The following is a 23,573-nucleotide window of genomic DNA, read 5'->3' on the forward strand; positions in this document are numbered from 1 at the left end:
TTTTATCTTATCAACAAATCTTTTGCATTTATTGGTTTTTTAATCATCTTGTTCTTAAACATAAAATCGGCAGTTTTTTGTAAGCCTTCAATGTCCTTGTCAGATACTTTAGAATTAAAGTCGTATTGACCAAACATGGTAGTATAAGCTACATCATCAAGTTTTAATGCTTTACATACTATTTGTTTTGTATCTTCAGGCTTATTTTCCATAAATTCAAGAATTTCTTTTTGTGCCTTTAAGAAGGCGTCTATTACATCTCTATGTTCATTGTAGTATTTTTGTGTAGTTGCAACACAGATAAGAGCTTCTATATATCCTTCTCCATCAGTAATTTTATGTAATCCTGCTTTTTCTGCCTTGTATGCAGCAGGTCCACCAAGAAGTGCAACATCTATCTTTCCAGAAGAAAGTGCAGCTAGTGCATCAGGTATACTCATATTTACAAAGTTAACATCATTTGTTGTTAAGTTCTTACTCTTTAGGTATGAAACAAGTAATTCGTGTAAATTAGTTCCCATAGGACCTGCAATAGTTTTACCTTTTAAAGATTCAGGACTATTTAATGATGCATCTTTTGAAAATAGGGCAAATGCCTTTGGTGCACGTGAATATATGTCTAATATTTTAATATCAGCACCATTAGCAGCACTTGCTATTACAGAAGAACCACCAATAGCGTTTAATATTTGTACAGAACCAGATGCTAATGCTTGACTTTGGTCAGCACCACTAGTAATTTCTGCATATTTAATATCTACACCATTTAAATGTTTTTTTAGAATAGAATTTTCTTTTTCAATAATAGAAGGTACATTTAAGGGAGCTGTAACATAAGTAACTGTTAAATCTTTTGTACTAAAGTTTGATTTTGTTTTATCAGAGCATGAAAACATAAATAATGATAAAACAAATATAGTTAAAATCTTTTTCATTGAATCCTCCAAATATCATCACGGATTTTTCGTTTTAAAGTTGTAAACTCAAAATCCAATAAATCTCGTTTTTTGCTATTTATATTATATGAAGAATATATTTTTCCCTTTTTTAATACGATGATTTTATCTGCAATCGTCAACGCCTCATCTATATTATGTGTTACAAAAAGAATACCAACATTCTCTTTGTTGTATAGTTTGAGCAATTCCTCTTGCATTTTTATCCTTGTAAAATCATCTAAATTAGAAAAAGGTTCATCCATAAGCAGAAAATTAGGCTTGTATGCAAAAGCACGAGCTAAACTAACTCTACTTTTCATACCACCAGACAATTCATCTGGATATGAATTACTAAATTTTTCTAAATCCACCATACGTATCATCCTATATATTTCATCACTAGGTAAGTTGGTTATAGCTTGTATATTTTCAAAAACTGTCAACCAAGGGAATAGTCTTGGTTCTTGAAAAACATACGAAAACTTTAAGTTATTAGTATTAATACTTCCAGAATCATATTTTTCAAGGTTGCTAATAAGGCGAAGTAATGTTGTCTTACCACAACCAGATTTGCCTAGAATAACAGTAATTTTATCACTTTCTATGTCTAAATTAAGGTTATTAAACACATAATGGTCATTAAATTTTTTAATTAAATCTCTTATTTCTATCATAAATAGTTAACCTCTTAAAAATGTAGTCACAAAGATAACCCAATAGCCCTATAATCACAACACCAACAATAACTATATCAATTCTAGCCATAGACTTTGCAAAATTGATCATATATCCTAATCCTTGACTTGCTGCAATTAGTTCAGCCCCTATTATCGCACGATAGCTATAGCCTAAACCTAGTCTTAATCCAACCAAGATATCGGGAACAGCATTAGGAAGAATAATTTTAAAAAATATCTTCTTTTTGCTAAACTTAAAAACTAATCCAACTTCAATTAATTTTTTATCACAACTTGATAATCCTTTTTGAAAATTAAGATACATTGGGAAAAAGGATGCAAGAATGATAATAAGGAGCTTTGGAGCTTCACCTATTCCAAACCAAAGAATTAAAAGTGGAATAAGGCTAAGCGGTGGTATATTTCTCATAAATTGCAAGAACCAATCATAGTAAGATGAAATTCTCTTATTAATATATTCTAGTATTGTAATAGAGCATGCAAGTAAGAAAGAAATAGAAAAACCTAAAAACACTCTTTTAAGACTTATAGCTACATTAAAAAATATGCTTCTATCTTTTATGAGTTCTATAAGGCTAAAAAATATATCTTTTAGTGGAGGTAGTACATAAGGGTTATATACCTTAAATACAGTTAATAAATGATATATTAGTAAAAGAGTAACTAAAGATAATATTCCCTTCATTTTCCTATGCATTTTACACCATCTCCATTATGACAACCATTGTGACAATAAAGTCCTTCGATTAATCGTATATTTTTAATTTTTTCATTAGATATATTTTTTAAGTCTTTTTCTTCTATTGAAATACAATTTTTTTCTATAGAAGAAAAAAATCCAAAAGGTATAGGGCTATTACTTAGTTTTTCTCCTTTTGTTTTAATAGAATACTCACTACAAAATTCGTCCCATGTTAGAAAGGACGTGTTTTTAAGATTAAGAGTATTACCATAGTTCTTTAAAGCAATACAGGGCGTAATTATCCACTTGTATCCATCTTTAAGATCGATTCTACTAGATATTTCTCTTGCAATGTGAATTAAAATAGGCTCTATATTATGGAACTTAACGTTTAGACCATTTTTCTTGAAATATTCTACAATTAGTGGGCAACGTTGATCGATTATAGTGCCTTTTTCTTTAAGCATTAATTCCTTATACTTATTCTTAACAATTTCAGTGTGATTTTTTTCGGGGAAGACTAGGATGAATCCTAATCTATTGATTTCTTTTTTTAGACTAGATAAATTATATGATTTAAGTATGACGGGATTAAGTAAAATATATTTTTTCATAAACCTCCAAATAGTAAAGAAAGTATACCATAAGAAGATTTGTAAGTCAATGTATGTCAAATATATTTTACGTTAAATTAACCCTTGTTTTTAAAGGGACTGAGCATATTTTGGCACTTAATTTAGTTTGACAATAAAATTAATAAATTATATAATTAATTGTAATATTACAAAAAGAAAGGAAGATAAATATGAAATTGCTGGATATAAAGGATCTTCATGCTGAAGTTGAAGACAAAGAAATACTAAAAGGGATAAATCTAACAATTAATAAAGGTGAAATTCATGTAATAATGGGACCTAATGGTGCAGGTAAGTCAACACTTGCAAGTGTATTAGTTGGTCACCCAAATTATACTGTTACTAAGGGTGAGGTTTATCTTGAAGGGGAAAATATACTAGATTTAAGTGTAGATAAAAGAGCACGTGCTGGAATTTTTTTGTCATTCCAATATCCTGAAGAAATTCCTGGACTTACATTAGAAGACTTTTTAAGATCGGCTAAGGAAGCTGTTACAGGTAAAAAGCAATACTTTACATTTTTTCATAAATACTTAGTTGAAACAATGAAAAAATTAAACATTGATCCTTCATACTGTTCAAGACATTTAAATGTTGGTTATTCTGGAGGAGAAAAGAAGAAAAATGAAATATTACAAATGGCGATACTAGAACCTAAAGTTGCAATATTAGATGAAGCAGATTCAGGTCTTGATAGAGATGCTACAAAGACTGTATTTGAAGGTCTACGTACATTAAAAAATGATGATACATCAATGATAATAATAACTCACTATGATAAAGTTTTAGAGTACTTACAACCAGACTTTGTACACATATTGGTTGATGGACAAATAAAGAAAAATGGTGGTAAGGAATTAATAAAATATATTGAAGAAAATGGATTTGAAGAATTTAAGAAATAGGGGCTAATATGGAAAGAAAAAGAACATATGTTGCTGATATACAAAGAGGGATATATGATATTAAGGATAAGGTTGATGCAGGTTATACAACAGGTAAGGGACTTAATGAAGAAATTGTAAGAAAAATATCAAAGAAAAAAAATGAACCTCAATGGATGTTGGATATACGTCTTGAAGGGTTGAGAGTTTTTAATGAAAAGCCTATGCCTACATGGAGTGCAGACTTATCAGACCTTGATATTAACGATATCGTAAATTATCTTGAACCTAATGCAAAGCAAATGTCAGACAACTGGGACGATGTCCCTTCGTATATAAAAAACACATTCGATAGATTGGGTATACCAGAAGCTGAAAAGAAATCCTTAGGTGGTGTTGGAGCACAATATGATTCATCAGTTGTATACCATAATCTAGAAAAAGAATTAGATAAAGATGGAGTAATTTATACAGATATAGAAACAGCGGTTAAAAAGTACCCAGAAATGATAAAATCACATTTCATGAAATTAATACCAGTGAATAATCATAAGTTTTCAGCACTTCATGCTGCTGTTTGGTCTGGTGGAACATTCCTTTATGTTCCTAAGGGTGTTAAGGTTAAAAAGCCAATACAATCATACTTTAGATTAAATGCTCCAGAAGCAGGACAATATGAACATACGATAATAATAGTAGAAGATGATGCAGATGTACACTTTATAGAAGGATGTTCTGCACCGAAGTATAACAAGAATGTTGTGCATGCAGGAGCTGTTGAATTGTATGTAGGTAAACGTGCAAGACTTAGATATTCTAGTATAGAAAACTGGTCAAGAAATATGTATAACTTAAACACTAAAAAGGCTATAGTAGATGATGATGGGGTTATAGAATGGATATCAGGTTCATTTGGATCAAAGGTATCTATGCTTTATCCTTTAAGTATTTTAAAGGGTGAAGGATCAAGATCTGAATATACAGGTGTTACTTTTGCATCAGCAGGACAATATCTTGATTCAGGTTGTAAGGTAATACACGCAGCATCAAATACTAGTTCTAAAGTAAAGTCTAAGAGTATATCAAAAAATGGTGGTTGGGCTTGTTATAGAAGCTTACTTGAAGTTGTTCCAGGTGTTAAACATATTAAGGCTACAGCTGAATGTGAATCACTAATGTTAGATAACTTATCTAAATCTGATACTATACCCATGATAGTTTCAAATACAGATGATATAGATATAGGGCATGAAGCATCAATAGGAAGAATATCAGATGATGCAATATTTTATCTAATGCAAAGAGGTTTAACAAGTGATGAAGCAAGGGCTTTAATTATTCGTGGATTTGTTGAACCAATTTCAAAAGAATTACCATTAGAATATGCAGTTGAATTAAATAGATTAATTGAAATAGAACTTGAAGGAACTATAGGTTAGGAGGAAAAAATGGAAAAATATGAAGAAATGAAAAGACCATACTGGAAAAGATTAGACTACACTCCTAGTGAAACTATAGAACAAAAAGAATATATTTTAGATAACCTTAAGTTTTTGAATATGGATCAAGAAGGTATAACTATTACAAAATATTCTGACGAAAGACCACAACCATATAGGGGCTTAGGTGAATATTATGAAGTAGAAAACAAGCAAAGATTAAATCATAGTTTGAGTATAGATATATCTAAAAAAACAGAAAAGATGATAGCTATTAAGTTTGATATTTCAAAAGCATCTGACACCTTAATTAATGGTATAAATATTAATATCAAAGAAGATGCTAGTGCAAAAATACTTTTACTATATGAATCAACTGATGGTTATAATCATTATCACAATGGATATGTAAGAGTTAATCTTTCAGATAATTCAAACTTAGAACTTATTAACCTACAAAATTTAAATGGAGAATCAAAGAATTTAACTCAAACTGATTTTGTTGTAAATAGCAATGTAAATTTAGAATATTATGATTTAGAATTAGGATCAAAGGTAAATGCTGTTGCAGCAAAGGCTAGATTTTTAGGAGAAAATTCAAATGTACTTTTTGTACCAGCGTATCTTGTAGATGGGTACAGAAAAGCAGATTTTGAATACTCAATGTTATTTCATGGTAAGAAAAATGAAGGAAATATTGAAGGTAGGGGTGCAACAAAAGATCATGGTCTTAAGATATTTAGAGGTAATATATATTTCTATAGAGGATGTAGCAAATCACGTGCAAGTGAAGGGGAATTCTCTATATTATTAGATGATACTATTAAAATACACTCTATCCCTGCAATGTTATGCGATGAAGATGATGTGCTAGGAGCACATGCTGCATCTGTTGGTAAGGTTAATGAAGATAGACTATTTTATCTAATGTCAAGAGGTTTCAATTCTAAAGAAGCTAAGAAGATTATAGTAGAATCTTCATTTAGACCAATATTTGAAAGAATAGAATTTGAAGATATTAAAGAAAAAATGTTTAAAGAAATTAATAATAGGATGTTATAATGGAAAATTTAAGAGATGATTTCCCGATTTTTGATAAGAAGGATATACATTATTTGGACAGTAGTGCCACTACTCAAAGACCTAGATGTGTTATTGATAATTTGAATGAATACTATACAACATTTAATGCTAATGCAGGTCGTGGATCATACGAATTATCTATGATAAATACATCAATAGTAGAAAATACAAGAAAAAAAGTAAAGGAGTTTATAGGATCAGGTGATAATGGAGAAGTAGTATTTACTAAAAATTGTACAGAAGCAATAAACTTGGTTGCATATTCATATGGTTTATCATTTTTAAAGCCTGGTGATGAAATACTTTTATGTGTTTCAAACCACCATGCAAATATATTGCCATGGCAGTTTGTAAAAAAGGTTACTTCTTGTACTATAAAATACTTTTACTTGGATGAGTATGGACAAGTTGATATGGAAGATTTTAAGTATAAGGTTAATAAGAATACTAAAATAGTAGCACTTTCTTCTGTAGTGAATACAACAGGAATAATACAACCTTTTGAAGAAATTATTAATTATGCTCATAAATATGATGCGTTGGTATTACTTGACTGTGCTCAGTCTATACAACATTTTAAACATGAAGTTTTTAAATGGGATGTTGATTTTATGACTTTTTCTGGTCATAAGATGTATTCTAGTTTTGGTGTTGGAGTACTTTATGCTAAAAAAGAACTATTAGAAAAGATGCCTCCTTTTATTTACGGTGGAGATATGATAGAATATGTTGAAGAACAATATTCAACATATGCAAAAGTTCCAACAAAATTTGAAGGTGGAACACTAGATAGTGCAGCAATATATTCATTATCACGTGCAATAGACTATATTAACCTAATAGGCTTTAAAAAGATAGAAGATATTGAGAATAAGCTACTAGTAGAACTCTTATTCAAACTAAAGACATTAGATTTTGTTGAGACATATTATACAGAAAATGTAGATAGAGTTCCAGTGGTTGCATTTAATGTTAAAGGTGTTCATTCGCATGATACAGCCTTTATACTAGATAAATACAAGGTGTCTGTGCGTTCTGGACAACATTGTACAGCACCACTACATCAATTTATGAAGATAAATTCAACTTGTAGAGCTAGTCTTAATGTGTATAATACATCTAGTGATATAGACGCATTGATAGAAGGACTTGAAAAAGTAAAAGAGGTTTTTAAATTATGATAGAAGATATAGACAAAATTTATCAGCAAACTATACTAGAATACAATAAAAGATCAGATTTAAAAAAAGAAATTGATAAACCTACTTATGTAGAAAGAGGTCATAATCCTAGTTGTGGAGATGACTTAACCTTATTAATCAAAATTAAAGATGATAAGATTTTAGATGCGTCGTTTATAGGTTCAGGGTGTGCTATTTCAACAGCTTCTACAGCTATGTTGATAGAAGATATTAAGGGTAAGACATTAGTTGAAGCTAAGAAGATTATAGACAATTTCTTTTTAATGATGAAAGATCATAAAGATGGAGATGTTAGTCTTTTAAATGATGCAGTACTAATGGAATATGTTCGTGATATGCCAGCAAGAGTAAAATGTGCAACATTAAGTTGGCATAGTTTTGAGGTAATACTAGGAAAGGAAAATATTAAATGACTGAAAAGGAAAAATCAGAAGAAATAATTTCTTTTATAGCAAATGCTAAAAAGCAAACTCCATGTGAATTAATAACTGATGAAAATATTAGTAATACTTATTCATGTAAAGTAATAGGTAAAGACTTAAAATTTATCTATGGAGATGTTGAAGAAATAGAAAAAATTATTAAAGAAAATAGTCTTAAGAATTATCATTTAAAAAATGATAGACGTAATTCAGGTGTACCTTTATTAGACATACGAAAGGTTAATGCAAGAATAGAACCAGGTGCAATAATCCGTGATAAAGTTACTATAGAAGATAGAGCTATTATCATGATGGGTGCTGTTGTGAATATAGGGGCAAAAATTGGAGAAGCTACCATGATAGATATGGGAGTAATAATTGGTGGTAGAGTTCAAGTAGGTAAAAATTGCCATATAGGAGCTGGTACAGTCTTAGCTGGTGTTATTGAACCACCTAGTGCAAAACCTGTTGTAATAGAAGATAATGTTGTAATAGGAGCTAATGCTGTTGTATTAGAAGGTGTTAGAGTAGGTAAAGGTTCTGTTGTAGCAGCAGGAGCAGTTGTTACTGAAGATGTTCCAGAAAATGTAGTTGTTGCTGGAATGCCTGCTAAAATATTAAAACAAAAAGATAAAAAAACTGAAAGTAAGACAGAATTAGTTGATAAGCTAAGATAGTATAGGAGAACAATCATGACAAATTATGAAGAATATTTAAAATTTGGCAGTGATTCTGACAAAGAAAAACAAGTACAAATGTTAAAAGAAATAAATATATCAAGCAAGTATACAGATATTATTAAAAGTATATCAAGCGAAAAAAATCTTTTAATATTTGCAGAACCATTTTGCCCAGATTGTAGGATATTGGTTGCAATAGTTGAAAGAATTAGAGCATTAAATCCCAATGGTATTAATGTTGAATACTTATCAAGAGAAAAGAACTTTGGAAAGTTGAATATGCTATCTAGTGATAATAGGATACCTTGTGTATTTAGGGTAGATGGTATAAAGATTAAAAAGATACTAGAAGAATATCCTAGTGAATTAGAAGTTACGGATGAAGTAAAAAAAGAGTATAGAGAAGGTAAATATACAGATTTAATAATCAAGGTATTATTAAATGCATTAAAAAGTGAATAAGAGTGTCAAAAGATTTGACACTTTTATTTTTACCTGCGTATTATCCTAAAAATTCATATTTCTTATAGTGCGTATTATCCAAAAATTTAAAATTTTAAGGGTGCAGTTTTTGTACTGCACCCCTTTTTTAAAACTTATAATTAAATCCCAAACACTTATAATTAAATCTCAAACTATACTTCATAGATCTATCATAAGTAGCTCCAAATGTTACGCCATATCTATCTTTTTTACCTATTTCAACTTCTCCTCCTACTTTTAAACCACTTCTTCTATAACCTGGTATAGATAATTCATAGTAGTCTGTTACACTAGAGAATTTTGCCATATTTACTCTCTTATACAATTCATTAAGATCGTAATGATATTCTAGGTTTCCTTTAAGTGATATATGCATATCATTTTTTAATTCTATATCATACTTAGCATCTATTCCTATTCTAGGTGTTATAACAAAGTATGAATTTGGTTTTATACTTAATTTAAGTGTAGGATCTGTTAGAGCATCTTCATTAATACCAAATATCTTACCATAAGTAACATCTAAATTAGCATATGGAGTTATTCTAAAGTCTTTAGTTACATCTATATCATAACTTAGTCTATTCTTCCAGTCTATGTTATAGCTCCAGTAATTAGCATTGTACTTATACTTCATACCATTAACATTACTTACTCTATTTGTAATATGCTTATTAACCCCTAGTTCAAGTCTTGTTAAGTATTTAAGATTATCTTTTGTTCTTTGGTAATGTAGTCCAAATTTACCTGAACGCATTTCTTCACTTGAACCTAGTGAAGTTGGTCCTGTAAAGTTAAACTTAGAACAAATTAATCCAACTGAGAATCCGTACTTATTAGCCCCGTTTTCTCTATCATTTAAGTAAAGTATTCCATATGAATCTTTATCGTATGAAGAAACACCAAGAGTTTCGTCAATGTGCTTATTCTTTGAATATATTACACTAAACTTATGTACTCTATCTGTTACATTATGTGAATCTAATACCTCTTTATATGACTTATCAAATGTATTATCTACATCCAACATTCTTTCTTGTATATTAGAGTATATGTCACCCCTAATATTTGCTATTGTATCTGTAAGTTCTTTTTCTGTAGAAACATTATCTAAGTCTTTAAATATTTTAGAATATGTCGGTATAGTACTTCTTATCTCTTCTAAGCTTTTACCTAATTGTGAGTTCTTTTCACCTTTAAACATAACTGTGTATGGAATACGAACCATCATAATATCGTATGTCTTTGTATCAGGCTCAGTTTTACTGATTTTTGCTATCCATGAAGCAGATTGTGATGTAACATCACCAGCGAATTTACCAAAACCATTTTCAGATCTAGGTCTGAATACATCTTGATACACTAGCTTATTAACACGATTACCCATAGAGAAATTAGAAGTTACAATAGCAGTACCTTTTATTGAATTTGCATCTATTATTGGCTTATTATCATGTTCAAAATCTAGGTACATATTGTTAATATCAACAGTTCCATTAACCTTTATTGTACCGCCATTAACAACTTCAATATTTTTAGGGAATTTAACCTCACCATTAAATTTAATATCTATACCTGCTACATCAGCCTTTTTATTCAGTGTCTTTATTTTATCACTTGGAATATTACCAGACCCACTTATAGTAGAGTCAAATGAGTGGAATATACCTGTAGAATTAGCATCAATATTAAATGTTCCATTGTTTATTATTGTATTTTTACCATAAGCTGATATACCATATGATAGATTACTAATATTAAATGTAGCACCTTTTTCTATGGTAATTTTACCAGTTGAGTCATCATTAGTCATAATACCATAACTTCCATTTGAAACATTTATTGTACTACCATTTTCTATAGTTACATTTGAATTTCCCTTAGCAAATATACCTATAGTTTCAGGATTAGAAACATTTAAGATACCTTTGAATGTAACATCTGAATTATCAGCATAAATACCTGCAGAATTTTTCTTTTCTCCAACATTAATGTTACCAGTATATGTTAAATTACCATTTTTAGTATATATTCCTATGGCTTCACTACCAAGATTCATATTTTTGATATTAGCAGTAATAGTTCCTCTCTTATTAGAGTCGTTTAGATAATAAAGGGCATAACCTTTATCACCAACTTTAACATCTTTAGAAGTTATATTAACATTACCACTACCTTCTTTAAATATTCCAACAGCATCTTTACCAACAGTAATATCTCCACTTTGAGTAATATCTTTAGTACCTTTAGAGTATATTCCTATACTATTAGAAGTAATTTTACCAGTAGATTTTACTTCTGCTTCGTCAGAGTAGATTCCAACTGCATCTTTACCTGTAACACTAATATCACCTGTAGAACTTATTTCACCATTTTTACTTGCTAGACCTATAGCATTTTCTCCATTAATAGTTACAGTTCCATTTGAAGTAAGTTTATTATTTTCAACATAGATACCCTTAGCATTTTTATTAGTTACATTTAAACTTCCAGCATTGTTTACTTCTGCACCCTTACTATATACTCCTATACCATTCTCCAAGATAGTGGTACTAGAACCATTAAGATTAATTGTGCCTGTTCCACTCTTGTATACTCCAATAATGTCCTTATTAACTACTAAGTTGTTTTCAAAAGTAATATCTCCAGTTCCTTCAGAATATATTCCAGCAGCACCTTCTTTTCCGTTACTAATTGTCATAGCATTTGAAATAGTTACACTAGAATTTTTAGCCTTAACACCTATACCATCTTTATCACCTAATGAAATCTTAGAACCATTAAGTGTTACACTACCATCTTCAGAGTATATTCCTAGACCTTTACTAGTAATATCACCAGTTTGTGTGATATCACCTTTTATTGAATAAACACCTGCACTATTTTTACCAGTAACAGTAATCTTATCTACATTAATTTTTCCTTTACCAGTAGAATATATACCAAATGATTTAGAACCAGATATATTAAGATCTTTTGTAGTTATATTTTGATCAGCCAAGTTATATATTCCATAACTATCTGAGCCTTTAATTTGTATATCCTTAACGTCTATTCCTTTACCTGTTTCTTTTGAATAAATATATATTTGGTTTGTTTTATCAAGAGTAATATTATCATTGACTTTAAATTCCTTATTTAAACTTTCTAAAACATATGCTTTAGAGTTATCACCAGTTAGACTTACAGTAGGTAGAGTACCATTATATCCATTTTGTATGTATAGACCTAAACCTTTTTGAACATCTATTTTAAATTTGTCTATCTTACCATCATTAATATATGCACCAGTTCCACCATTTACTGTAATTGTTGTTTCTTTATCTGCAGTAATAGTTGCATTGTCAGCTCCTAAACCTAGACCACCATTTACAGTGAAATCAGCAAACTTATTTAAGGTTATATTAGCCTTATCTTTTGCATACACCCATTTTGAATTTTTACCAGCTTCAATTTTACCTTCAAAAGTTACATTTTTTTCTCCTTGTGCATAAAGGGCAAGAGAGTTTTCTTTTACAGTAATATTAGCTTTAACATTAGCTTTAGCATCCTTAAATGCTAAACCTGTACTCTTATCACCTACAGATATTTTAGAATCTCCATTTATTGTATAATTAGCATTTTGAAGTCCAACACCCTTAGAATTATTTTTTAAATTAATATCTAAATCTGAAAGGGTAATATTCTTGTTTTCATCATATTTTTCATTAAATATGAATAAACCAGTTTGATTATTTTTTTCGCCTGTAATCTTACCTACTGAATAATTTGAACCATTAGAAATATTTTCTGAATAAATACCAACAGAGTTTTCACCATTTAAAGTAATTTCTGTATTTTTAAGATTTACTTTTTTAGTTAAGTAGATACCAACACCTTTTTCCCCTATACTAATCTTATTACTTTCAACATTTACATTATCAGCATAAATACCTATATTATTTTTCATACCATCTGAAGTAATGATTTCTCCGTTATTTATTAATGTATTAGTACCAGTTCCAGTTGATTGTGCATATATTCCAGTAGCATTATCACTACCTAGAGTTATTTTACCACTAGAGGTAAATTTGTGGTCTTTATTATCTGTGTAATATAGTCCAACACCTAAAGAGTCGGTTTTAACAGAATATGAGATGTTTGAATCAACTTCTGCATTTCTAGAAATCAATAGAGTACCCATACTATTTTCACCAAATTTTAGCTTATCTCCTAATTTAAGCTTACCACCATTTTGGTATATTGCAGTTGCTTTATTTGATAAGTTCATTATAGTATTTTCATCAGTACCTATTTTTGCATCTGCAGTATTATCAACAAAAATACCTGTACCACCATCTATATTAAATGTACTATTCTTAGTAACCAAGGTACCTTTTGTAAGAATACCTATAGAATCTTTACCTGTTGTAATATTACCTGAGTAATTAACTGTTGACCCTTCACTTACAGCAATACCAATAGTATTTTTAGCTGTATTTTCAATATTAACTTTTAAATCACCTTTATATTCACTATCAGCATAAATTCCTGTGTTGTAGCTAACACCATTTTTATCTTCATGACCTTCAGTTATTTTCACATAAGCATCATTAAATGAAACTTTATTGTCTTTTAAATAGATACCTATAGAATTTTTACCATTTGCTGTATAAATTTTGCTACTTATTTCTGTATTACCTGTAGCATAAAGTGATATTAGGTTATTAGGTAATTCTCCTTCTTTAACAGTTGGTTTTATTTCAAAATCAACTTTAGAATTATTTGCATAAACGGCAACAGCATTGTCATTTGTTAGGGTTACAGAACCTAGTTTTTTAATATTACCTTTTTCTGTATTGTTTAAATATACCCCTATATTATCAGCACTAATCTTACCAGTGTTAGTAAACAGTGTTTGGTTTCCATTTACATAAACACCTACTGAATCTTTCTTTTGTGCTACAATATCTTTCTTATTATTTCCTATAGCACCATTATCTAAATACATTCCTATACTATTATTAGATACATTAATTTTACCATCATTAGTTAAAATAACCTTTTTACCAGTTTTCATACCTGCCATTGCTACAGAAGGCTTATTATCTTTATTACCTTCATTATCTACAGTAATATTTCCTGTATTTTCTGCAATTCCATCATTTACATATATAGCATGACTATCAGAACTAGTTAAGGTTAAATTGCCACTATTTGTAAATGTAGATCCATTAGCAACAAAGGCTAGAGTATTAGATGAACCTAAAGTTGCTTTAATTTCACCTTTATTTAAAACTTTAGCCTTATCTAGGTAAAGTCCTATTAGTTTTGTATCATTATCTATTGATATATTAGAAGTATTTTTACTAGATTTAGACTCTTTAAAGTATACACCAACAAGGCTATTATTCTTATCATTATCCTTATTTACAAGTTTAATACTACCCCCATTAAGGCTAGCTTCTTCTAAATATATACCTGTACCCTTAGAAGATAAATTTAGTGAATTATCACCTAAAAAAGTGATTTTACCTTTCTTACCATAAATACCTACAGCACTATTACTGCTAGATATATTTACGTTTTTTAATCTATTACTTTTTTCACTATATATTCCAACTGTATCTTGACCATTAACTTCTATATTCTTAATCTCTACTGTATTATTATCCTTTGAATAAATACCTGTAGCTTTATCTGAAACTTTAATTTTTTCACCAGTTAATTTATTGCTTTCTCCTAAATATATACCAGTAAATCCTTTACTGCTATCTTCAGATTTAATTGAAACTTCATTAGTACCTAAATTAATTTTGTTTTCACTAAGTGCAAAAATATATGTATTATGTTGTGTACCCTTAGATTTAAGTTCAGTAAAACTAGTATTATTAAATTTAGACTTATTAAATAGGTATGCAATACTATGATCTGAATTTTCTCCAAAAGTAATAGGTGTAGTTAATGTTAATTTAGTTGAATCTGTAACATTAGAGATATATGAACCTATTACATTTTTTGCATTTACATTAATATTTCCAGAAATATTTAAGTTTTTTTCACTAGAATCAAAGTATATACCTTTTCCTAATTCACTATCTAGTTGTATATTTCCATTAAGTGTAACATCACTATTATGACTTAAAATACCAAAAGATTCTTTAGAAACAGTCAAATTCTTACCTTGCTCATAAGTAATGCTACCATTATCACCATTAATACCTACACCATCTTCACTTGTAGTTATATCAGCATTAACAGTTAATGCTTTGGACTTAGTATAGTATGAGGTTATCTTTTTACCTTTTGCATCTATAACAAGGTCAGTTTCTAAGTCATTTTCAGAATAAAGACCTACATTACCACTAAGATCACCATTATTTTCAATTGTAAGTTTTTTACCACTATCTATTGTTGAAGAACCTTTTACAAATATTGCTGTACTATTATTACTATTAAATTTTATAGTCCCCAAGTCTTTTATAATAGATGAATCAGAATATATTCCTACATTTTTATCACCAAGTTCTATAATACCAGTATTAGAAACAGTTCCTTTATGTGAATAAATACCATTAGAATGTTCACCTAATGCTTTGATTGTACCAGAGTTTACAACAGTATTATCAGTAATTTCTTTATCAATATTGTTAGCATATATACCTGTAGAATTAGCTTTTTTAATTTCTATTGTTCCAGCATTAGATATATTTATCTTTCCATCACCGAATTTATCGTTTTCAGTACTATTTGTAGCTTTTCTGTGATTTTCACCTAATATACCTACAGAATTAGAACTTCCAACAGTTATCTCACCTTTATTACTAACTTCTGAACCATTTACAGCATATATACCAACTGCTTGCTTATTATCTACACTATTCTCATTTTCAACTGAAATTGTAGAAGTTTCATCTACATCTATTTTTCCATAGTTGATAAATAGACCTATTGCACCAGAACCTTTTTCAGTTCTATCAGCAATTATATTAGACTTAACTATATTAATTTGAGTTTCAGCATTAGAAGTCGCAGAAGGTGATGAACTTAATTCAAGAGCAACTACTTGATTATTGAATTTACTAGCTGCCTTATTATCTAAAATAGCAGAAATCGTACTATTGTCATGTGTAGTAGCTATTAATCTTTGTATATGTAGACGGTTATAGAATTGGAAACCGTCTTTTTTAGCTTTCTTTTCTTCTGTATCAGGCTCACCATTTATATCATCAGTAGAAACAGCAGACTTATCAAGACTACCTATTTTAATATTACCACCTTCCATAGCTGAGACCTTGTAGAATTCTCCAGGTTCTCCAGCTTTAGGTTGAGTTACAAGTTGGGTTAAATTAATATCAGGATTAGTCTTTTTAAGTTTTGTTTCTATGCGAGATATGATATGGTCTCTTATTCCACCTTTAGTATCTAAGTCACTTGAGTTTTTTAGGTTAAATAGAATTACATCATCAGATTCAGGTTTAATTCTTGTCATATTATTTAATATTACATTTTGTTCACTATTTTCATCTTGATCTACATCAAAACCTATAGCTTTTCCTTTTAGTGTAATCTTTGCATCAGATAAATTAATTTTACCTTTTCCATCTGTGTAAATTGAGTAACCTTCACCATCATAATTTAGTGTTCCACCAGTAAAATCAATGTTAGAATTATCATCACTAGCAGAAAGCCCAGCTACTATATTTTTAATATCTATTTTAGCCTTTTTAGCTTCTATAACTCCACCTTTTTTAGCTACAAGAGCAGTACCATTAGAAGGAGCATCATTTGTTATTTTAATTTTAGATTCATCTTTTAATTTAATCTTACCGTTATTTACAGCATAACCAGCAGCAACATTTTCACCACTTATATCAATATTCAAATCAGCCTTTGTTAAATCAATAGTACCAGTATCAGCATAAATAGAAACAGAGTCCTTTGATGTACTTGAAACCGTACCCTCAATTGAAATATTCTTGTTATCGGTATACACTAATTTATTTTTCTTACCAGAAGCTGTAATATCACCAACATAAGAAATCTTTCCACCATTAGTGCCATTTTTTTGAGAAAGAAGACCAATATTATCTTCTCCATCAATATCTATTTTACCTTTTGATATATGAAGTTCTCCATCGGAAGCAAATATTGCCGTACTATTTTTAGCAAATTTACCCAACTTAATATCTGTAAGCCCTATATTAGCTTTATGAGAGTTTGCATAAAATAGACCAATACTGTAGTCTACATTGTCTACACTATTGCCTTCTGTATTTCCTACATTAGGTATTACAATGTCTTTTGGTTCGGCATCTTCAGCATCATAATCTTCACCTTCTTCATTACCTGGAAATTCATCATTCCAAGTTACTTTTTCCTTATTATTCCCTTTTTCTCCAATATTAACTCTTAATTGTAGATTTTCTTCAGGAACTTTTGAAACATCACCAGGTAGAAAGACACCAACAGCTTCATCACCAAAAATATTTATGGGTTTAAGTAAATATATACCACTTTTTGTACCTAGAGTCGCAGGTCTTTTAAGACTTACACCAGTACTATGGGCACCATAAATATTAAATTCACCGTTGTTAATAAAGGCAGTTGAAAGAGCATTTTGAAATCCATTTATTCCTGATTCAGTAAAATACATTCCAATAGCATTATTACTATATATATTTATTTTACCTTTTTGTCCATTTGAATATATATATCTTTGAAAATCACTATATTTAGGAGTAGCATCTGGAGTACTATAAAATATTATTTGATTTTTAATGTCATCATCATCTTCATTTGTTGTATAATTTAGGGCTGAAATATTTCCGTTATTATTAAAAACACTTAATCTTTTATTAGAGCGCTCATCACTAAATTGGGTAGTTACTGTAACAAATTTAGCATAAGACCCTAACAGTTTTACATTAGCTTCAGAATTAAATAGAGTTATTCCAGTTGGAAAAATTTCTTTTTTAAATTCAAAAGTATCATCATCTTTTAACTTACTAAGGTCTTTATACCCCTTAATTTCGTTATATAGCTCATCATTTACTACCTTATAATTATGCAAATTTTCTAAAGTTTGTGCTGAGTTACTGTCTGTTTCCATATATATGACGGTATTAGGGTTTTTGTTGGTATAAGAATTATTAGTAGTCTCCTTTCTTGCATTAGATATATATGATATATCAACATCTTTACCGAAATATCCATAAGCAGAACTGTTTAGTCCGTAAAAAGTTCTAAATCTTTCATCGTCATATTTAACATTATATATATCTTCAGAAACTAAATAATCATCAGGATCAGCTGAGTCAAATAAACCTAAATCAAATTGTTTAGGTTCTTTTAAATAGTTATCATCATTTAGTTTTATAGGATTTTTATAGGATTCATAATCAGGATTAGAATAATAGTTAGGTATGCTATCATAATTCTTGTATGCAAAATAACATCCATCCTCATAAACATTATTAATTTTAAATGTCCCCTTAGTTATGCTAACTTGTCCAACTATACCTCTATTATATTCAGCTCTTTCACTACCAATATTCCTGTCAGGATCTAAAAGTTGATATGCTTCATTGTATATCACACTTTCAAATCCAGTATCTCCTAATTCTACTGGAGTTTTTGGTGTTGGTGGTGTAAAATCTTCAAGTTTTGGGGCTGCTACTATTCTTTTATCAAATTTGATGTCAATGTTTTGCGGGAGTATATCATTTGATATTTTTGATGGTGATATATTTGTGTATGTTGGATTTTTTGGTGTAATCTGTTCAATTTTTTCAATATGTATATCCACGTTATTTTGTAGAGTTATTGTGTCAATTGGTTTTCTATCTATTTTTTGTATGTTAATAGGATCTTTTGTTTCTGGTTTATTTTCTGGTTTATTAATTTTTTCGTCATCTACTTTTGGGTTATCAAAAGTAATGTTATTTACAGCATTAATTTTTAAAGTACTGTTTTTAGGTTCTATTAAAAAAATATTAGGTGCTTTTTTTGGAACTAAATCAGTTGAAAAGCTTACAAAATCCATATATTTTGTATTAATTTTTTTTACTCCATATGAACCAAAGTATTCATATTTATCCTTATTATCCAATGTTTCTGGATAGTCAGGATGAGAAAAGTTCTTGAGAGTGTTATCAAAATTTACATTTCTATTAAAATCACCATTAAAAAATATTTGGTGTGAATATTCATTTGCATAAGTGTATATTCCTCCAGTAATTAAAAAAGAAATAAGTAAACCCATTGAAAAGCTAATTTTTCTATTACTTTTCATACATCTTTTCAGATTTTTTTGCACGTTATATATTTTATCCATAATTCCCCCTTTTAAACGACATAGTACTTACAATATTAACATTGACAAATAAAAAAGTCAATAAATATCGTTTTTTTTTTTTTTTTTTTTGGAGAAATTTTCTACACAAAGATTAAAATATATTTGAAATAAAAAAATTGAAAAGATTGAATACTATGTGTAAGAAGATGCAGTAATATATTCCATATTTTTTTTGTATGTTACCTAGATAATATCCTAATATGAAGGTGTATGCCATTTGAATGGGATTGATGTGTAATAGTGAAAAAAGTAGTGCTTGTAATATATTTGCATACTTTGTTTTTGTTTGCAGAAATGAAAAAATATAGCCTCTAAATAGGTATTCTTCAAAAATGGGGGCTAGTATTAATATATATATTAAAGGTATGTTTTTTGTAAGTTCATACATATGATATATATATGTACTACTATTAATTGTTTTTAAGATAAAAAAAACAATTATTGAAAAAAATATAGTTTTAAAAAATTCTTTTATCATTTTATCACCTAAGATAGTATACTATATTACTGTACTTATGCCAAGGTTGATTTTTAAATGAAAAAATAGTAAAATTTAAAAGTGAAATAGAAAGGAATATTTATGAATAAATATGATGTAATTGTTGTAGGAGCAGGTCATGCAGGAATAGAAGCAAGTCTTGCTTGTGCAAGGTTAGGACTTAAGACGGGTCTTTTTACAATATATCTTAATACCATTGCTCTTATGAGTTGTAATCCATCAATAGGTGGACCTGGTAAGAGCCATCTAGTATCTGAAATAGGGATGCTAGGGGGGCAAATGGCAAAGCACATAGATAAGTACAATCTACAATTAAAAAACTTAAATCATACAAAAGGACTTGCGGCTAGAATAATACGGGCTCAAGCAGATAAGTATGACTACAGGGTTAAAATGAGAGAAGTAGTTGAGAAACAAGAAAACTTAGATGTAGTGCAAGCTCATGTAATAGATTTAATAATACAAGATGGTAAAGTTTGTGGAGTAGTAGATAATTTAGGAGTAAGCTACAGTGCAAAAGCTGTAATATTGTGTACAGGAACATTTTTAGATGGGAAGTATATAATAGGGGATGTTAAGTATAGCTCAGGTAGAGCTGGTGAAGTTTCATCTGTTAGATTAGCTAGATCACTTGAAAAAGCAGGTGTAGTTCTTGATAGATATCAAACAGCAACACCACCTAGATTGCTAGAATCGTCTATAGACTTTTCAAAGATGGAAAAATTAGAAGGTCAAGTTAAACCAAAATATTTTTCTTATGAAACTAAAGAAATACAAAAAGAAATGCAACCAACTTATCTTACATATACAACAAAAAAGACTATTGAAGTTGCAAAAGAACTATTAAAATACTCGCCTATAGTAACAGGTATAGTAAGTACAAAAGGTCCAAGACATTGTCCTTCATTAGACAGAAAGGTAATGAATTTTCCAGATAAATATGATCATCAAATATTTTTAGAAAAAGAATCAAATGAGAGTGATGAAATATATATTAATGGATTTACAACAGCGATGCCACCTTTTGCACAAGAAAAGATGCTAAAGACTATATCAGGACTTGAAAATGCAAAGATAGTAAGATATGGTTATGCAGTAGAATATGACTATATCCCAGCAAATCAAGCTAAATACACACTAGAGTCTAGAGTAGTAGAAGGCTTATACACAGCAGGGACTATAAACGGGACAAGTGGGTATGAAGAAGCAGCAGCACAAGGTCTTATAGCTGGAATAAATGCAGCAAGAAAAATACAAGGTAAAAGTCCAATAATATTAAACAGGAATGATGCGTATATAGGGGTTATGATAGATGATATTATAACAAAGACAACACCAGAACCATATAGGGTTTTACCATCAAGAGCAGAGTATAGACTAACATTAAGACAAGATAATACTTTCTTACGTTTACTTGAGGTATCAAAAGAAATAGGGTTATTACCCCAAGAAACTCTAGACTATTTAACAAAGTGTAAGGACTTAATAAATGAGGAAATATCAAGACTTAAGAGTATAAAGATATATCCAACTAAAGAAGTTAATGAAAAGTTAGATAATATTAAACATGGTGTAAGTATGTCATCACCTATGGATGCATTTTCATTTTTAGCAAGACAAGAAATAGATTATGCTAATCTTTGTCAGTTCATAGATACCAAAGACTTAGATGATATAGTTATAGAGCAAGTAGAGATAAATGCTAAGTACAGTGTCTTTATAGATCGTGAAAAAAAACAAATAGAAGAGTATAAGAAGCTAGAAAATATGAAAATACCTGAAGATATAGACTATACTAATATACAAGGATTGAGTAATATAGCAAAATCAAATCTTAATTATCAAAAACCTTCTAGTATAGCAAAAGCAACACGTATTAGTGGGGTGACATATAACGATATAGCAATACTTGTGGGGTATATTAATGGAATATTTAAAAACTAAATATGTTTTAAAATACAATATTAAGGATGTATATATAAATATATTAAAAACAAGAAAAGAAATAGTTTTTAGAAATAGTAGACTAATAGAAGTGTACTTAAAAGAAGATAAGTATAATAAGATATCGTACTTTATGGAAGATAGATACAAAAAGATAACAGTTGAGGTATTTTTAAAAGCAATTGATGATTTTACCACAAGTGTTGAGATAGCTTGTGAGTATAAAAGAAGATCGGTAGTATTAGATGTATTTTCGTTTTTAACAATAAATGTAAAAAATGAAATAGATGAATATATATTAAAACTAAAAAAGGAGTTGAAGTCAATGAAATTTGATTACAAATATACTAAAAATGAAATAGTAGAACATGAAATTGATGCATTAAGACCATTTGCTAAAACAGCTATGGAGATATTAGAAGAAGGTAAAGGACAAGGGAATGACTTTTTAGGTTGGATAGACTTACCTAAAGATTATGACAAAGAAGAATTTGAAAGAATAAAAAAAGCTAGTGAAAAGATAAGAAGCGATAGTCAAGCATTAGTTGTAATAGGTATAGGAGGATCATATTTAGGTGCAAGAGCAGCTATTGAATTTCTATTACCAACTTACTACAATCAAGTTAAAAAACCTGAAATATACTTTGTTGGAACAAGCATAAGTCCTAACTATTTACATGATATAGTAGAATTGGTAAAAGATAAAGACTTCTCAGTAAATGTAATATCTAAATCAGGAACAACAACAGAACCAGCAATTGCATTTAGAGTATTTAAGAAAATGTTGGAAGAAAAATATGGATTAGAAGGAGCTGCAAAGAGGATATATGCAACAACAGATAAGAAAAAAGGTGCATTAAAAACATTAGCAGACAAGAAAGGTTATGAAACATTTGTTGTACCAGATAATGTAGGTGGAAGATTTTCAGTATTAACAGCAGTTGGTCTATTACCTATTGCAGCAGCTGGTATAGATATAGATATGTTAATGAAGGGTGCATATGATGCAAGTGTTGATTACAAGAAAGAAAATAACGATGCAATGACTTATGCAATAATTAGAAACATCCTATATAGAAAAGGTAAGACTATGGAAATATTTGTAAACTATGAACCAAGATTACACTATGTTTCTGAATGGTTAAAACAATTATTTGCAGAATCAGAAGGTAAGGACTTTAAAGGAATTTACCCAACATCAGCAGACTTTTCTACTGACTTACACTCAATAGGACAATCTATACAAGAAGGTAGAAGACAAATGTTTGAAACTGTAATTTCAATTAATACACCTGAACATGATGTGTTAATTGAAAAAGATGAAGAAGACTTAGATGGATTAAACTATTTAGCAGGTAAATCTATGGACTATGTTAATAAGATGGCATGTAAAGGAGTTACATTAGCACACTTTGACGGAGATGTACCAGTAATAGATATACAAATAGAAAAAGCAGATGCATATAACCTAGGATATTTATTCTACTTCTTTGAAAAAGCAGTTGGAATTTCAGGATACATGAATGGTATAAATCCATTTAATCAACCTGGTGTAGAAGCGTATAAGAGAAATATGTTTGCATTACTAAAAAAACCAGGATATGAAGAACAAACTAATGCAATATTTAAAAGATTAGACGAGGAGTAA

15 protein-coding genes are annotated in these 23,573 nt (G+C 29.3%); 9 read left to right on the plus strand and 6 right to left on the minus strand.

From position 1 onward, the window contains the following. Positions 1 to 2: 2 nt before the first annotated feature. Genes VC03_RS01210 through VC03_RS01225 form a run of 4 tightly spaced genes read right to left on the minus strand, consistent with a single transcriptional unit; the run spans position 3 to position 2,932 of the window. Complete coding sequence (locus VC03_RS01210; protein WP_046328301.1) at positions 3 to 935, minus strand: ABC transporter substrate-binding protein; 933 nt, start codon at positions 933 to 935, stop codon at positions 3 to 5. Further along, a complete protein-coding gene (locus VC03_RS01215; protein WP_046328302.1) occupies positions 932 to 1,612 on the minus strand; it encodes an ABC transporter ATP-binding protein in 681 nt (226 codons plus the stop codon). Before VC03_RS01215 ends, VC03_RS01210 begins: the two co-directional genes overlap by 4 nt. Beyond that, positions 1,587 to 2,333 carry an ABC transporter permease gene (locus tag VC03_RS01220; protein ID WP_046328303.1) on the minus strand — a complete coding sequence of 249 codons (747 nt, stop codon included), beginning with the start codon at positions 2,331 to 2,333 and terminating at the stop codon, positions 1,587 to 1,589. The genes VC03_RS01215 and VC03_RS01220 overlap by 26 nt, the downstream gene beginning before the upstream one ends. Then, a complete protein-coding gene (locus VC03_RS01225) occupies positions 2,318 to 2,932 on the minus strand; it encodes a hypothetical protein (protein ID WP_046328304.1) in 615 nt (204 codons plus the stop codon). The genes VC03_RS01220 and VC03_RS01225 overlap by 16 nt, the downstream gene beginning before the upstream one ends. A 191-nt stretch (positions 2,933 to 3,123) precedes the next feature. Between VC03_RS01225 and sufC the strand changes: the two genes are divergently transcribed. The 7 genes from sufC to VC03_RS01260 are packed head-to-tail and all read left to right on the plus strand — an operon-like array spanning position 3,124 to position 9,125. Then, a complete protein-coding gene (sufC, locus tag VC03_RS01230) occupies positions 3,124 to 3,858 on the plus strand; it encodes a Fe-S cluster assembly ATPase SufC (protein ID WP_046328305.1) in 735 nt (244 codons plus the stop codon). An 8-nt stretch (positions 3,859 to 3,866) separates the two neighbouring features. Further along, a complete protein-coding gene (gene sufB / locus VC03_RS01235; protein ID WP_046328306.1) occupies positions 3,867 to 5,276 on the plus strand; it encodes a Fe-S cluster assembly protein SufB in 1,410 nt (469 codons plus the stop codon). 9 nt (positions 5,277 to 5,285) lie between these two features. Beyond that, positions 5,286 to 6,338 (plus strand): SufD family Fe-S cluster assembly protein, encoded by a 1,053-nt coding sequence (locus tag VC03_RS01240; RefSeq protein WP_046328307.1) that lies wholly within the window; start codon positions 5,286 to 5,288, stop codon positions 6,336 to 6,338. Beyond that, complete coding sequence (locus VC03_RS01245) at positions 6,338 to 7,540, plus strand: SufS family cysteine desulfurase (RefSeq protein ID WP_046328308.1); 1,203 nt, start codon at positions 6,338 to 6,340, stop codon at positions 7,538 to 7,540. The genes VC03_RS01240 and VC03_RS01245 overlap by 1 nt, the downstream gene beginning before the upstream one ends. Beyond that, entirely contained in the window at positions 7,537 to 7,974 is a 438-nt protein-coding gene (sufU, locus tag VC03_RS01250; protein ID WP_046328309.1) for a Fe-S cluster assembly sulfur transfer protein SufU, read from the plus strand. Before VC03_RS01245 ends, sufU begins: the two co-directional genes overlap by 4 nt. Continuing rightward, positions 7,971 to 8,660: a 2,3,4,5-tetrahydropyridine-2,6-dicarboxylate N-acetyltransferase gene (dapD, locus tag VC03_RS01255; protein WP_046328310.1), complete on the plus strand. Its 690-nt coding sequence runs from the start codon at positions 7,971 to 7,973 to the stop codon at positions 8,658 to 8,660. Before sufU ends, dapD begins: the two co-directional genes overlap by 4 nt. A gap of 15 nt (positions 8,661 to 8,675) precedes the next feature. Continuing rightward, the gene (locus VC03_RS01260) at positions 8,676 to 9,125 is read left to right on the plus strand and encodes a thioredoxin family protein (RefSeq protein ID WP_046328311.1); all 450 of its coding nucleotides are present in this window, start codon (positions 8,676 to 8,678) and stop codon (positions 9,123 to 9,125) included. 127 nt (positions 9,126 to 9,252) lie between these two features. Here VC03_RS01260 and VC03_RS01265 read toward each other — a convergent pair whose 3' ends face one another. Further along, positions 9,253 to 19,461, minus strand: a complete 10,209-nt coding sequence (locus tag VC03_RS01265) for an autotransporter domain-containing protein (RefSeq protein WP_046328312.1) — start codon at positions 19,459 to 19,461, stop codon at positions 9,253 to 9,255. 112 nt (positions 19,462 to 19,573) lie between these two features. Then, the gene (locus tag VC03_RS06910) at positions 19,574 to 19,960 is read right to left on the minus strand and encodes a CPBP family intramembrane glutamic endopeptidase (protein WP_052727646.1); all 387 of its coding nucleotides are present in this window, start codon (positions 19,958 to 19,960) and stop codon (positions 19,574 to 19,576) included. Between the two features lie 102 nt (positions 19,961 to 20,062). Here VC03_RS06910 and mnmG point away from each other — a divergent pair, with 102 nt between their 5' ends. After that, the gene (mnmG, locus tag VC03_RS01275; RefSeq protein WP_046328313.1) at positions 20,063 to 21,925 is read left to right on the plus strand and encodes a tRNA uridine-5-carboxymethylaminomethyl(34) synthesis enzyme MnmG; all 1,863 of its coding nucleotides are present in this window, start codon (positions 20,063 to 20,065) and stop codon (positions 21,923 to 21,925) included. Positions 21,926 to 22,241: 316 nt separating this feature from the next. Then, a complete protein-coding gene (locus VC03_RS01280; protein WP_420804483.1) occupies positions 22,242 to 23,573 on the plus strand; it encodes a glucose-6-phosphate isomerase in 1,332 nt (443 codons plus the stop codon).

Source organism: Sneathia vaginalis (assembly GCF_000973085.1).
GTDB lineage: Bacteria > Fusobacteriota > Fusobacteriia > Fusobacteriales > Leptotrichiaceae > Sneathia > Sneathia vaginalis.